This window comes from Pseudomonas protegens (assembly GCF_013407925.2).
GTDB lineage: Bacteria > Pseudomonadota > Gammaproteobacteria > Pseudomonadales > Pseudomonadaceae > Aquipseudomonas > Aquipseudomonas fluorescens_AP.
This window is the reverse complement of sequence record NZ_CP060201.1, coordinates 4,232,121-4,244,736: the sequence shown is the minus strand read 5'-3', so window position 1 is coordinate 4,244,736 and position 12,616 is coordinate 4,232,121. Positions and strand designations below refer to the sequence as shown.

Annotated in this window: 12 protein-coding genes; 5 read left to right on the top strand and 7 right to left on the bottom strand. The window is 64.0% G+C overall.

What is annotated here, in order from left to right; all coding sequences use genetic code 11:
• Nucleotides 1–42: 42 nt before the first annotated feature.
• From GGI48_RS19685 to GGI48_RS19675, 3 genes are all read right to left on the bottom strand, one after another.
• Nucleotides 43–210 (bottom strand): DUF2474 domain-containing protein, encoded by a 168-nt coding sequence (locus GGI48_RS19685; RefSeq protein ID WP_080963156.1) that lies wholly within the window; start codon nucleotides 208–210, stop codon nucleotides 43–45.
• Between the two features lie 95 nt (nucleotides 211–305).
• Nucleotides 306–1,313, bottom strand: a complete 1,008-nt coding sequence (gene cydB, locus GGI48_RS19680) for a cytochrome d ubiquinol oxidase subunit II (RefSeq protein ID WP_016965403.1) — start codon at nucleotides 1,311–1,313, stop codon at nucleotides 306–308.
• Nucleotides 1,314–1,316: 3 nt separating this feature from the next.
• Complete coding sequence (locus GGI48_RS19675; RefSeq protein ID WP_016965402.1) at nucleotides 1,317–2,753, bottom strand: cytochrome ubiquinol oxidase subunit I; 1,437 nt, start codon at nucleotides 2,751–2,753, stop codon at nucleotides 1,317–1,319.
• A 563-nt stretch (nucleotides 2,754–3,316) separates the two neighbouring features.
• Here GGI48_RS19675 and GGI48_RS19670 point away from each other — a divergent pair.
• The 3 genes from GGI48_RS19670 to GGI48_RS19660 all read left to right on the top strand — a co-directional run bounded on the left by GGI48_RS19670 (nucleotide 3,317) and on the right by GGI48_RS19660 (nucleotide 5,238).
• Entirely contained in the window at nucleotides 3,317–4,555 is a 1,239-nt protein-coding gene (locus GGI48_RS19670; protein WP_179599670.1) for an MFS transporter, read from the top strand.
• 98 nt (nucleotides 4,556–4,653) lie between these two features.
• Nucleotides 4,654–4,896 (top strand): type II toxin-antitoxin system RelE/ParE family toxin, encoded by a 243-nt coding sequence (locus tag GGI48_RS19665; RefSeq protein WP_179599668.1) that lies wholly within the window; start codon nucleotides 4,654–4,656, stop codon nucleotides 4,894–4,896.
• A gap of 51 nt (nucleotides 4,897–4,947) precedes the next feature.
• Nucleotides 4,948–5,238 (top strand): HigA family addiction module antitoxin, encoded by a 291-nt coding sequence (locus GGI48_RS19660; RefSeq protein ID WP_016966170.1) that lies wholly within the window; start codon nucleotides 4,948–4,950, stop codon nucleotides 5,236–5,238.
• A gap of 3 nt (nucleotides 5,239–5,241) precedes the next feature.
• On the opposite strand, the gene GGI48_RS19655 is transcribed toward GGI48_RS19660, so the two are convergent.
• Together GGI48_RS19655 and GGI48_RS19650 are read right to left on the bottom strand one after the other, a co-directional pair.
• Nucleotides 5,242–5,793: a DJ-1 family glyoxalase III gene (locus tag GGI48_RS19655; protein ID WP_179599666.1), complete on the bottom strand. Its 552-nt coding sequence runs from the start codon at nucleotides 5,791–5,793 to the stop codon at nucleotides 5,242–5,244.
• A 62-nt stretch (nucleotides 5,794–5,855) separates the two neighbouring features.
• Nucleotides 5,856–6,305, bottom strand: coding sequence for a DUF4879 domain-containing protein (locus GGI48_RS19650; RefSeq protein WP_016966168.1), 450 nt, complete (start codon nucleotides 6,303–6,305; stop codon nucleotides 5,856–5,858).
• A gap of 207 nt (nucleotides 6,306–6,512) precedes the next feature.
• Here GGI48_RS19650 and GGI48_RS19645 point away from each other — a divergent pair, with 207 nt between their 5' ends.
• Nucleotides 6,513–7,808 carry an NCS2 family permease gene (locus GGI48_RS19645; RefSeq protein WP_016966167.1) on the top strand — a complete coding sequence of 432 codons (1,296 nt, stop codon included), beginning with the start codon at nucleotides 6,513–6,515 and terminating at the stop codon, nucleotides 7,806–7,808.
• On the top strand, nucleotides 7,805–8,884 hold the full coding sequence (trmA, locus tag GGI48_RS19640; RefSeq protein ID WP_179599664.1) for a tRNA (uridine(54)-C5)-methyltransferase TrmA: 1,080 nt from the start codon (nucleotides 7,805–7,807) through the stop codon (nucleotides 8,882–8,884). Before GGI48_RS19645 ends, trmA begins: the two co-directional genes overlap by 4 nt.
• A 233-nt stretch (nucleotides 8,885–9,117) precedes the next feature.
• Here the strand turns inward: trmA and GGI48_RS19635 are convergent, their stop codons facing one another.
• Nucleotides 9,118–9,735, bottom strand: coding sequence for a heme acquisition protein HasA (locus GGI48_RS19635; protein ID WP_179599662.1), 618 nt, complete (start codon nucleotides 9,733–9,735; stop codon nucleotides 9,118–9,120).
• Nucleotides 9,736–9,817: 82 nt separating this feature from the next.
• Nucleotides 9,818–12,523, bottom strand: a complete 2,706-nt coding sequence (locus tag GGI48_RS19630) for a TonB-dependent receptor (protein ID WP_179599660.1) — start codon at nucleotides 12,521–12,523, stop codon at nucleotides 9,818–9,820.
• Nucleotides 12,524–12,616: the final 93 nt, after the last annotated feature.

Genomic DNA, 12,616 nt, shown 5'->3' with positions numbered 1-12,616 from the left:
CGAAGGGTCGAAACCGTGCCGCAAGGCAACGGGATGGGATGATCAGTGGGTGGTCAGGCCGGCGGCGCTCATGAACATGCGCATCAGGCTGGCCGCCACGAACAGGGCCAGCACACTGCCGCCCCAGATCATCGCCAGCCAGCCCAGGCGCCGCCACAGTGGCTGTTTTTCCGCCTGTTCGATTTCCTGCAAAGAGTGTTTACCGCTCATGATTTCAACTCCTGCTTAACCCAAACCCTCGTCGGAGCTGGCTGGCCAGCGAACGCGCTGGCCAGCCAGGCACATGGCTCAAAGCCGGCTCCTACCTAGTGGTAACCGTCTTCGTGGGTGACCTTGCCGCGGAACACGTAGTAGCTCCAGAAGGTGTAGCCCAGGATGAACGGAATGATGAACAAGGTGCCCACCAGCATGAAGCCCTGGCTTTGCGGCGGCGCCGCGGCGTCCCAGATGGAGATCGACGGCGGCACGATGTTCGGCCACAGGCTGATGCCCAGGCCGCTGTAGCCGAGGAAGATCAGCACCAGGGTCAGCAGGAACGGCGTGTAATGCGCGTTGCGGGCCACGGCACGGAGCAGGCCGTACATGGTCACCAGCACCAGGATCGGCACCGGCAGGAACCAGAACAGATTGGGCAGGGTGAACCAGCGCGCCGCGATTTCGGCATGGGCCAGGGGCGTCCAGATACTGACGATGCCGATCACCGCCAGCACCACGTAAGCCAAGGGCCGCGCCAGGTCGTGCATCTGCTGCTGCAGCTTGCCTTCGGTCTTCATGATCAGCCAGGTGCAGCCGAGCAAGGCATAGGCCACCACCAGCGCCAGACCGCAGAACAGGGTGAAAGGCGTCAGCCAGTCCAGGGAGCCGCCGGCAAACTGGCGGTCCACCACCGGCAAGCCGTCGATGAACGCCCCCAGGGCCACGCCCTGGAAGAAGGTCGCCGCCGCCGAGCCGCCGATAAACGCCTTGTCCCAGATATGCCGCTTGTTTTCCTTGGCCTTGAAGCGGAACTCAAAGGCCACGCCGCGGAAGATCAGGCCGATCAGCATCAGGATCAGCGGCAGGTACAGCGCCGAGAGCACCACCGAATAGGCCAGCGGGAAGGCGCCGAACAAGGCCGCGCCCCCCAGCACCAGCCAGGTTTCGTTGCCGTCCCAGACCGGGGCGACGGTGTTCATCATCACGTCACGGTCGCGGTCGTCCTTGATGAACGGGAAGAGAATCCCGATCCCCAGGTCGAAGCCGTCCATGACCACGTACATCATGATGCCGAAGATGATAATCACGGCCCAGATCAGTGGAAGATCAATACCCATGACTCAATTCCCCTTGTTCAGGCTGATGCTGCGATCGTCTTCGTCATCGTCCGCGGCAGACAACGGACGCGCCGGGGTACGTTTCTGCCCGGGACCACCGTGGCTGGTTTCCGCCCCTTCGTTGGTCACCGGCCCTTTGCGCACCAGGCGCATCATGTAGCCCAGACCCACGCCGAACAGCGAGAAATACACCACCACGAACAACGCCAGGGTGATGCTCATCTGCACGAAACTGTGTGCGGACGAAGCATCCGCCGTGCGCATCAGGCCATAGACCACCCAGGGCTGACGGCCGATCTCGGTGGTGAACCAGCCCGCCAGGATCGCGATCAGGCCGGACGGCCCCATCCACAACGTCAGGTACAGGAACGGACGCGAGGTGTAGAGCGTGCCGCGCTTGCGCAGCCAGACGCTCCACAGGCCGGTGAAGATCATCAGCATGCCCAGGCCGACCATGACCCGGAACGACCAGAACACAATGGTCGAGTTGGGACGGTCCTCGGGCGGGAACTCCTTGAGCGCCGGCACCTGCTTGTCCAGCGAGTGGGTGAGGATCAGGCTGCCCAGGTAAGGGATTTCCACGGCGAAGCGGGTCTTCTCAGCCTTCATGTCCGGCCAGCCGAAGAGGATCAGCGGGGTCGGCTCGTTGCCGACGTTTTCCCAGTGACCTTCGATGGCGGCGATTTTCGCCGGCTGGTGCTTGAGGGTATTGAGCCCGTGGAAGTCACCGATCACCGCCTGCACCGGCGCCACGATCAGGGCCATCCACATGGCCATCGACAGCATGCGACGAATGGCCGGGTTGTCGCGGCCCCGCAGCAAGTGCCAGGCTGCGGACGAGCCGACGAAGAACGCCGTGGCGACGAACGCCGCCACCGCCATGTGCGCCAGGCGGTAAGGGAATGACGGGTTGAACACCACCGCCAGCCAGTCCACCGGAATCACTCGGCCGTCAACGATTTCGAAGCCTTGCGGGGTCTGCATCCAACTGTTGGAGGATAGAATCCAGAAGGTCGAAATCAGCGTGCCAATGGCCACCATCACCGTGGAGAAGAAGTGCAGCTTGCGTCCGACCTTGTTCCAGCCAAACAGCATGACCCCGAGGAAACCAGCCTCGAGGAAGAACGCGGTGAGCACTTCATAGGTGAGCAAGGGGCCGGTGACAGCGCCGGCAAAATCGGAGAAACGGCTCCAGTTGGTGCCGAACTGGTAGGACATCACCAGACCGGACACCACCCCCATGCCGAAGTTGACAGCGAAGATCTTCGACCAGAAGTGGTAAAGATCACGATAGGTATCGTCACGGGTCTTGAGCCACAGGCCTTCGAGTACCGCCAGGTAACTCGCCAGACCAATGGTGATGGCCGGGAACAGGATGTGGAACGAAACGGTGAATGCGAACTGAATTCGGGCGAGATCAAGCGCCTCTAAACCGAACATAAGCTTTCCTCTATCAGGTAAAACCGGCTGCGGGCCAAAGGCCAGCGCCTACTGCCCCCACGGATATGGAGTTCGGCGAATTCGGATTCGTTCTTTTTTAAACCATCGCAACGTAGGGATTCTGGCCCTTGGGCCTCCACATCAAACCACTGGAAAAGGTTTTGATCTGGGTCAAGCAACGTTAAAAGAGTAGTCCTATTTTCAGCGCGCAACTCTGTGGTTATTTGCCGCGTGACAGCTTGCCTCACCCCGCCAAACCCGGGGTTTTCCCGGTTTTTTCCCACACAAAATGCCGGTAGCCGCTGCTGAGCCTGCGAAGCGGCGAAAGGCCGGGCCGCGTTCGGTACGCTGGGTCTTGCCTGGCCATTTCCCGTCGAACCTGCGGCGTATTCAAGATCCTGGCGTCTCCCCCGCAGGCTGCGACAGCGGCTACAGGGTTCGCGAGCAGGTGTTCCAGCGAAAAACGAGATAGATGCGTGGCTAACGATTTTCCCCCGCCCCGCAACTATTGGTTACATCTTGGTGATAACCTCGTCGCACTCCCCGCTCAGATCGACCGCCCGATGCCCAGCCAAGACCCTCTGCTGCTCCGTCACCATCGTCCGTTCATTGCGTTCTGGCTGGCCCGGATCTTCACCGCCAGCGGTTTCCAGATGCTCACCGTGGCCATCGGCTGGAACCTCTACCAACTGACCGGCAATGTGCTCGACCTGGGGTTGGTGGGGCTGGTGGAGTTCGCCCCCCGCGTGCTGTTCATGCTGCACACCGGCCACGTGGCCGACCGCTACGACCGGCGCCGAGTGGCGGCCATCTGTCAGTCGCTGCAAGCCTTGATCGCCCTGGCCCTGGCCGTCGGCAGCCTGACCGACAGCGTGACCCGGGAAATGATCTTCATCCTGGCCTTCCTCCTCGGTGGCGCCCGCTCCTTCGAGATGCCCACCACCCAGGCCCTGCTGCCGAGCATCGTGCCCGCGACACTGTTTCCCCGGGCAGTGGCCGCCGCGCAATCGGCGCAACAGTCGGCGACCATCGTCGCCCCGGCCCTGGGCGGGCTGCTGTATGCCTTCGGCAGCGTCTGGGTCTACGGCCCCACCGTGGTCCTGTACCTGATCGCCTGCCTGCTGATGCTCAACCTGCCAGCCCGGCAGACGCCGCTGAACAAGGGCAAGGCCACCCTCGATTCGCTGCTGGCGGGGATTCGCTTCATCCGCAGCCGCCCGGACATCCTCGGCGCCATCTCCCTGGACCTGTTCGCGGTCTTGCTGGGCGGCGCCACAGCACTCTTGCCAGTGTTCGCCAAGGACATCCTGCTCACCGGCCCCTGGGGCCTCGGGCTGCTGCGCTCGGCACCGGCGGTGGGCGCCTTGCTGATGTCGCTGTGGCTGGCGCGCTTTAGCGTCGAGCGCAAGGTCGGACGGGTGATGTTCACCGCCGTCGGCGTATTCGGCGTGGCCACCATCGCCTTCGGCCTCTCGACTTCATTCTGGTTTTCCCTGGCGGTGCTGGTGCTGCTGGGGGCGGCGGACATGATCAGCATGGTGATCCGCGCGTCCTTCGTGCAGCTGGAAACTCCGGACGAAATGCGCGGCCGGGTCAGCGCGGTGAACGGCCTGTTCATCGGTGCTTCGAACCAGCTGGGGGAATTTGAATCCGGGCTGACCGCCCACTGGTTCGGCACCGTGCCGGCGGTGGTGCTGGGCGGGGTCGGCACGCTGGTCGTGACCGGGGTCTGGATCAAGCTGTTTCCGACCCTGGCCAAACGCGACCGGATGATCGAACGGGTGGAAGAGGCCAAGGTGTAAAACCTCAGGCGGTTCGCCCCTGTAACAGCTTGTTGATCATTCTCTGCAATACAAAACCGCTACGAAGAGTGTAAGGTATCGCCTTACACTCTCCCCCCATGATCAAGTCCTTTCAGCACAAAGGCCTGCGCGCCTTCTATGAAACCGGATCGACTCGTGGAATACGGGCTGAGCATGCACGCCGGCTGGCCCGCCAGCTGTCGTTCATGGATCACGCCAGCGAACCGGCAGACCTCAACCTGCCGGGTTGGCGGCTGCACCCACTCAAGGGCGACCTGCACGGCTATTGGTCTTTGGTGGTGTCCGGCAACTGGCGAGTGATCTTTCGTTTCGTAGGTTAGGATATCGAACTGGTCGATTATCTGGACTACCACTGAACAGGAGGCAGGATCATGCCCATCCACAACCCGCCCCACCCCGGTGACACCCTGCGCCTGGATGTCTTGCCCGAACTGGGCATCAGCGTGACGGAGCTGGCCCGGCATATCGGCTATGCCCGCCCGCACCTGTCCAAGGTGTTGAACGGCCATGCGCCGATCCGCGCGGAACTGGCGGTCCGCCTGGAACGCGCAGGAATCGGCAAGGCCAAGGTCTGGCTGGCGGTGCAGGCCGATTACGACATCTGGCACACCGAGCAGGAACTGCAACCGGTGATCGAGCCTATCGCGGCCCATGTCGGCTGAGCCCTAGACCAGCAACTCTCCAGCCACCTGGGCACGCTTGCCGCGCCCGCACAGCGCCTCCACCAGGGCCAGGGCAAACGCCAGGGCCGCGCCGGAACCCTGGGCGGTGATGCAGTTGCCGTCCACCACCACCGGCTGGTCGACAAAGTTGCAGCCCAGCAGCTGATGGCTGGCGCTGGGCAGGCAGGTCATGCGCCGCTGGCGCAGCACGCCATAGGCCTGCAAGGCCAGGGCCGGTGCTTCGGCGATGCCGGCGAACAGGCGCCCCGCCGCAGCCTGATCCTTGACCAGTTGCAGCAGCGGTTGATGGCTCGCCAGGTGCTGGGCGCCTACCGCGCCGCCGGGCAATACGATCAGGTCGAAGCGCTGGGCCAGCACATCCACCAGCATGGCGTCGGCGGTCAGTCGGGTGCCGCGGGCGCAGGTGAGCATGCGCCGGTTTTCGACGCTGGCCGCCAGCACCTCGATTTCGGCACGGCGCAGTACGTCGATCAGGGTCACGCTTTGCAGATCATCGATGCCTTCGGCAAGGGTGACCAAGGCTCTGAAGGTCATGGGGATGACTCCACCAGGAAGGTCTTTAGAGCTTAGTCAGCTTTGCCGAACGCCGTTCGGGGCTACCGGATGTAGATCTGCGCGCTCAGGGTATTGCCCGGCGCGTTGATCGAGGTGTTGCTGAAGCTGAAGGTGCCTTCCTGCTTGCCCGCCAGGTCGAAGACATAGATGTAGCCCACGGTGATCCCCGAGTTGCCGCAGGGCACATAGGCGGAACCGTCCTCGCACACGGCCGAGCGGGTGCCGTCGACCTCGAAGCCGTCCAGGTTCACATGGGGCTCGCGGCCGTAGCCGATCTCCAGCACGTAGACCTTGATGTTCGGGCCGTTGTGGTCGCACTGGGTGCGTTCGCGCCCATCGGAGACATCCTCCAGGCCACAGGAAGGTGACAGCACCTTGAGAATCTCCACTCGGCTCAACGGCGGTGCCGAGCGTGCCAGGGCCGGAGTCGCCAGCCAGCAGGCCGCTGCCCCCACCCACGCCAACGCGATCATTTTCACTGTGCTGCGCATAAATCCCCCCTTGAAAGCAGGGCGCAGTATGCGCTACTTGCCAGCGTGGCAAAACATCGCCGACGATCGCAGCCATTGGCCCACGCTGCTGGTATGATGCGCGGCTTTTTCCGACCCAGAGCAAATCCGCAGGCACCTCATAAAGTCTGTGCTTTGCTGTTGGAGTCGATACATTCACGGCGCCCGGCGGCGCCACGGGGAGCAGACATGCTGGAAAGGCTGTTTCAACTCAAGGCACACAACACCAACGTGCGCACCGAGATTCTTGCGGGCGTGACCACCTTCCTGGCCATGGCCTACATCCTTTTCGTCAACCCGAGCATTCTCGGCGAGACGGGCATGGACAAGGGCGCGGTGTTCGTTGCCACCTGCCTGGCCGCGGCCATTGGCTCCACCGTCATGGGCCTGATCGCCAACTACCCGATCGCCCTGGCGCCGGGCATGGGCCTGAACGCCTTCTTTACCTACACCGTGGTCCTGCACATGGGCCACACCTGGCAAGTGGCGCTGGGTGCGGTATTCATCTCGGCGGTATTGTTCTTCCTGCTGTCGATCTTCAAGATCCGCGAGTGGATCATCAACAGCATTCCCCTTCCGCTGCGCTCGGCGATTGCCGCCGGTATCGGCCTGTTCCTGGCGCTGATCGCCCTGCACAACGCCGAGATCGTGGTCAGCAACCAAGCGACCATGGTCGGCCTGGGTGATCTGAAAAAACCGGCGCCGATCCTCGCCACCCTGGGCTTTGCCCTGATCGTCGCCCTGGAAGCGCTGAAAGTGCGTGGTGCGGTGCTGATCGGCATCCTCGCGGTGACCATTGCCTCGATCATCATGGGCTTCACCCCGTTCGCCGGCGTGACCTCGATGCCACCGTCCCTGGCCCCGACCTTCCTGCAGCTGGACATCAAGGGCGCCCTGGATATCGGTCTGGTCAGCGTGATCTTCGCCTTCCTGTTCGTTGATCTGTTCGACAACTCCGGCACCCTGATCGGCGTCGCCAAGCGCGCCGGCCTGATGGGCAAGGACGGCCACATGCCGAAAATGGGCCGGGCACTGATCGCTGACAGCACCGCCGCCATGGCCGGCTCCCTGCTGGGTACTTCGACCACCACCAGCTACATCGAATCCGCCGCGGGCGTGAGCGCCGGCGGCCGCACCGGCCTGACCGCCATCGTGGTGGCGATTCTGTTCCTGCTGGCACTGTTCTTCTCGCCGCTGGCGGCCAGCGTGCCACCGTTCGCTACCGCGCCAGCCCTGCTGTTCGTCGCCGTGCTGATGACCTCGGGCCTGGCGGAAATCGACTGGGAAGACATCACCGTCGCCGCCCCAGTGGTGGTTACCGCCCTGGCCATGCCGTTCACCTACTCGATCGCCAACGGCATCGCCTTCGGCTTTATTGCCTGGACCGCGATCAAACTGCTGTCGGGCCGCGCCCGTGAGCTGAACGCGCCGCTGGTGATCCTGTCGATTCTGTTTGTCATCAAGCTGGGTTGGTTCGCCGCATGACTTTTGACGCCGCAAGCTACAACAGCCAGTTGAACGACAAGGTCGCGCGTCTGCGTGACCTGCTGGCGCCTTTCGATGCGCCCGAGCCCCAGGTCTTCGACTCGCCCCTGCAGCACTTCCGCCTGCGGGCCGAATTTCGCCTGTGGCGCGAGGCCGGGGAACGGCACTACGCGATGTTCTCCCAGGACGACAAGCGCACGCCGATCCTCATTGAGGAATTCCCCATCGCCAGCCAGCGCATCAACCAGTTGATGCCCCAGCTCAAGGCCGCCTGGCAAGCCAGCGCGCCTTTGAGCCACAAGCTGTTCCAGGTGGAGTTCCTCACCACCCTGGCCGGGGACGCGATGATCACCCTGTGCTACCACCGCCCGCTGGACGAGCACTGGCACAAGGCCGCGAGCCAACTGGCCGCCGACCTCAAGGTCAGCGTGATCGGTCGTTCCAAGGGCAAGCGCGAAGTCATCGGCCAGGACTACGTGGTGGAACAGCTCGACGTCGGCGGGCGTACCTTCAGCTACCGCCAGCCCGAAGGCGCCTTCACCCAGCCCAACGGCACGGTGAACCAGAAGATGCTCAACTGGGCCTTTGAAGCCCTGGGCGAACGCCAGGACGACCTGCTGGAACTGTACTGCGGCAACGGCAACTTCACCCTGCCCCTGGCCACCCGGGTGCGCAAGGTACTGGCCACCGAGATCAGCAAGACCTCGGTGAATGCCGCCTTGAGCAACCTCAGCGAAAACGCTGTGGATAACGTTACCCTGGTGCGTCTGTCCGCCGAAGAGCTGACCGAAGCCCTGAACGAAGTGCGTCCGTTCCGCCGCCTGCAGGGCGTGGACTTGAAGAGCTACGAATTCGGCAGCGTATTCGTCGACCCGCCCCGGGCCGGCATGGACCCGGACACCTGCGAACTGACCCGGCGCTTCGACAACATCCTGTACATCTCCTGCAACCCGGAAACCCTGGCAGCCAACATCGCCCAGTTGCACGACACCCACCGCATCACCCGCTGCGCGCTGTTCGACCAGTTCCCCTGGACCCACCACATGGAATCCGGGGTCCTGCTGACCCGCCGCTGATCCGCCCCGCTACCGCCAACAGCCGTCCTCGTGACGGCTGTTGGCATGCCAATGCCCGTCCTGTAGGAGCCGGCTCGCCGGCGAAGAGTCCCTTGAGAGCTGCGCCAATCCGGCCGGCGCCTTCGCTGGCAAGCCAGCTGCTACGAGGCCAGGCTGGACGCGACCCAGAATTGGCCACCAGCGCCGCCCTGGCTTTCTAAAACTCGGGCGACGCGGGTGAGTCAAGCCGCCACTCAGGCAACCATGGCCCAGTCCAGGCCCACGTCCTGCATGCCCACCAGGCCGATATCGGCCGCGACTGCGGCAGCCGGGGTGACGTGGGCAACGCCGGCGGAGGCCAGGTCATCGAAGGTCGAGTTCAGCGACAGGCTGGGGTCGATGGCCTTGAGCAGGGCATCGATTTCACCAGCCAGGGCCGAGCTGTCGCCGCTCATCAGGCCGAAGACCACCTTGTGCACTTCGCCCGCGCGGCCTTCGTCCTTCAGGCTGTTGAGGCCCAGGTTGCTGAAGCTGACTTCCTGGCTGACCAGGTGGTAGTTGCTGCCCGAGCCACCGGCGAGGGTGTCGCCCAGGGAGAGGGTGTCCACCGAACCCCATAGGGTATGGCTCGGGTTGCTGAACAGGGTGTAGTGCAGGTTGCCATCGGCGACGAAGGCGGCATCGCTGGCGGTGCTCTTGATGGCGTACTGGGTGCCGTCGAACGGGCCCGGGTTGAAGCCACCGGTGTTGGTGCCATCGACCACTTCGCCGGGACGGTGGTTGACGTCGCCGAAGTAGGCCGACCAGTCAGTCAGGTATTGCGCAACAGTATTACCGCCGTAGGTAGCGCTGTAAGAGATCGAAATGCTCATGCAAAACTCCAGTACATAGGTGGGTCATGGCCGCAGCACGCCAGTGCCTGCTGCGGTTTTGCCCATCAACGGGCAAAAGCGCTCAGAACTGATATTCCACGGTGCCCTGCAGGGTCCGGCCGCGGCCGAGGGTAAAGGCCAGGACATCGCCGAGAGGCACCAGGTAGGCGCGGTCGGTGACGTTTTCCATGGCCAGGCGCAGGGTCAGTTCTTCAGTGGCCCGGTAGCTGCCATACAGGTCGTAGACGGTGTAGGGCTTCCAGTCGGCCGGGTAGACGCCGGTCTGGCTCACGGTGCCGGTGGCGGAACCGGCGATCGAGTAGCCGGCGCTGTAACGGGCCCGGGCGCCGATATCCAGCTTGCGTTCGAAGAAGCGCGCGCCCAGGGTCAGGGTCCCGCGGTCCATGGGCATGTGCTCGGCCGAGCCGAGGATCGCCGCATTGCAGCGGCTGGCGTTGTTGGCCGCATCATCAGCACGCATGCCGGTGACGATCGCGCCACGCCCGCTGCCGCTCTTCACCGGCTGGGTCACGCCCCCCAGCCAGGCGACTTTGGTGCAGAAATCGTTGTCGCCGATCATGTGGGTGTAGTTCAGCTGGCCGTAGGCGCGGCCGGCGTCATAGTCCAGCTGGTACTCGACGCCCTTGAAGCGGGTACTGCTGAGGTCGTTGACGTAGGCGCTGTTGCCGATGCCGGGTGAGCCGTAGCCCGGGGGCTGCACGCCCATGGCCATATAGATGAAGTCGTCGACCCGGGTATCGAAGTAGGCCACCTTGATCCCCAGGCGGTCATCGTTGAACCAGAGGTTCTCCTTGAAGACGTTGACCCCCGCTTCCCAGGTGGTGGAGCGCTCCGGCTTCAAAAAGGGGTTGGGAAAGGTGCTCTCCGAGCCGCCACCGTGGGGCCGGCCGGTGATCATGGTTTCGGTCACCGCCGGGGGGCGCCAGCCCTTGCCATAGCTGGCGAACAGTTGCAGCCACTCGACACCGGGCTTGACCGACAGACCGAAGGTCGGCGAGAAGCGCCCTTGCTGGTTGTCGATGTCGTAGGCCACCGGCACCGAGACCTGTTGCGGCGTCTTGCCGATCACGAAGGTGCGGGTGTTGATCCCGGTCTCGCCGCGCAGGCGGTAGCGGTCATAACGCAGCCCGGCGTTGAGGTTCAGCCAGCCGTCGTAGTCGAAATCCAGCCGGGTGAACAGGCTGCCCAGGGCCCGGTCGCCCTCGGGGGTCATGCTCGCCGCCGGCGAGGCGCTGACCGCCGAGCCCTTGGGCACCGGCTGGCTGGAGTCGGGGCGGACCTTGTCGTAGAAGAACTCCAGGCCGTAGTTGGCCTTGAGCGTGGCCAGCTCGCCGAGCGCGAAGGTCGAGGTGTTCTGCGCCTGGGCGCCATAGGTGTCGGTCTGGTAGGTGATCGAGTAGCCGGGGCTGCTGCGCCGGGTCAGGGTGCTCTGGTCGTTGCGGGTATCGACGTAATAGAGCTTGGCCTTGAAATCGATCAGCGGGTTGTCCGGGGTGTAGCTGTAGTCGAGGCCGAAGTTCTGCGAATGCACCTGGCTGCTGCCGAGCTTTTCCCAGAGTCGATCCTGGTTCTCGGTGTTCATCATGTTGGCGTCGTCGTAGGACACCTCGGTGGTCAGGTAGCTCAGTTGCAGGCGCTGGTCCTGGGGCAGGTTGAGCCCCAGCTTGGCCAGACGCGAGCGCATCACCGAGGCGGAATAGGCCACCTTGGAATGCTTGACCCGCTCATTGATCGACGGGTCCATCCAGCCGCCGGTACGCAGTTCGCCGATGCCGCCACGGGTCCCCGGCTGGTAGTCGCCCAGGTGCCGTTCGCTGGCGGCCAGCAGCATGTCCCAGGCGTCGGTGCCGATGGCAAAGGCCGAGCTGCCGATGAAATGGGTGCCGTTGCTGCGGCCGCCCAGGCCGCTGGTCAGGCGGATCCGGCCACCGATCTCCTGGCCGGGCTTGAGCAGGTCGCGGGCTTCGAGGGTGCGAAAATTGGCGACTCCGCCGATCACTCCGGCGCCGCCCATGGTCGAGGTCGCGCCCTTCTCCACCACCACTTCGGAGAGCAGCTCGGGGTCGACGTAGAGGGTGCCGTTGCGCTGCTGGTGGCCGCTTTGCTGATAGTTCTGGCGCATGCCGTCCACCGACATGTTGACCCGGCCATAGTCCTGCAGGCCGCGGATGTTCACCGACAGGCCGGGGTCCTGCTGGCTGACGGCCGAGTACACGCCGGAGGTTTCCTCCAGCATCTCGGCGGCATGCCGCGGTGGATTGCGCTCCAGTTGCTCGCGGCCGACCATGCTCACCGAGCGCGGCGCGTTGTAGACCCAGTCGCTCTGGCGGCCTTCGAGGTCGGCGAAAACCGTGGTGGGGGCCAGGGCCAGGGCGCCATCACTTGCGGCTTCCACCCGGCTCAGGGTCACCTGGCGCTCACCAGTAAAGCGGTACGCCACCGGGGCATTGCCCAGCAGGCGGGCCAGCCCGTCCTCGGCGCCGTAACGCCCCTTGACTGGCGAACTGTGCAAGCCATGCAGGCGCAGGCTGTCGAACAGCACTTGCACCCCGGCCCGCTCGGCAAACACCAGCACCGCACTGCCGAGGGCCTGGGCGGGAATATCGAAATCCAGCGCGCGTTGCTGCCGGGCACTCTGCGGGGCGCTGCCCACAGGTTCCGCCGCGTGCAGTGAAGCGCTTCCCGCCAACAGTCCTGCTACGCCCAAGTGGATGGCCAGGGCCAACCGACTTGCGGCGTGAACTCCAGTGCGACTGCCTACCCTCATGTCCCTGATCCCTGCGCTGGCTATTTTTGTTTATGCGAATGCATCTCAATTAGCTAGACGTGCCAGGCCGGAAAACTCAGTAAGGTTTTTTCC

Bases quoted from the DNA above. Each gene is read 5' to 3' on its own strand.
- GGI48_RS19685 (WP_080963156.1), bottom strand. From the start codon at position 210: ATGAGCGGTAAACACTCTTTGCAGGAAATCGAACAGGCGGAAAAACAG.
- cydB (WP_016965403.1), bottom strand. From the start codon at position 1,313: ATGGGTATTGATCTTCCACTGATCTGGGCCGTGATTATCATCTTCGGC.
- GGI48_RS19675 (WP_016965402.1), bottom strand. From the start codon at position 2,753: ATGTTCGGTTTAGAGGCGCTTGATCTCGCCCGAATTCAGTTCGCATTC.
- GGI48_RS19670 (WP_179599670.1), top strand. From the start codon at position 3,317: ATGCCCAGCCAAGACCCTCTGCTGCTCCGTCACCATCGTCCGTTCATT.
- GGI48_RS19665 (WP_179599668.1), top strand. From the start codon at position 4,654: ATGATCAAGTCCTTTCAGCACAAAGGCCTGCGCGCCTTCTATGAAACC.
- GGI48_RS19660 (WP_016966170.1), top strand. From the start codon at position 4,948: ATGCCCATCCACAACCCGCCCCACCCCGGTGACACCCTGCGCCTGGAT.
- GGI48_RS19655 (WP_179599666.1), bottom strand. From the start codon at position 5,793: ATGACCTTCAGAGCCTTGGTCACCCTTGCCGAAGGCATCGATGATCTG.
- GGI48_RS19650 (WP_016966168.1), bottom strand. From the start codon at position 6,305: ATGCGCAGCACAGTGAAAATGATCGCGTTGGCGTGGGTGGGGGCAGCG.
- GGI48_RS19645 (WP_016966167.1), top strand. From the start codon at position 6,513: ATGCTGGAAAGGCTGTTTCAACTCAAGGCACACAACACCAACGTGCGC.
- trmA (WP_179599664.1), top strand. From the start codon at position 7,805: ATGACTTTTGACGCCGCAAGCTACAACAGCCAGTTGAACGACAAGGTC.
- GGI48_RS19635 (WP_179599662.1), bottom strand. From the start codon at position 9,735: ATGAGCATTTCGATCTCTTACAGCGCTACCTACGGCGGTAATACTGTT.
- GGI48_RS19630 (WP_179599660.1), bottom strand. From the start codon at position 12,523: ATGAGGGTAGGCAGTCGCACTGGAGTTCACGCCGCAAGTCGGTTGGCC.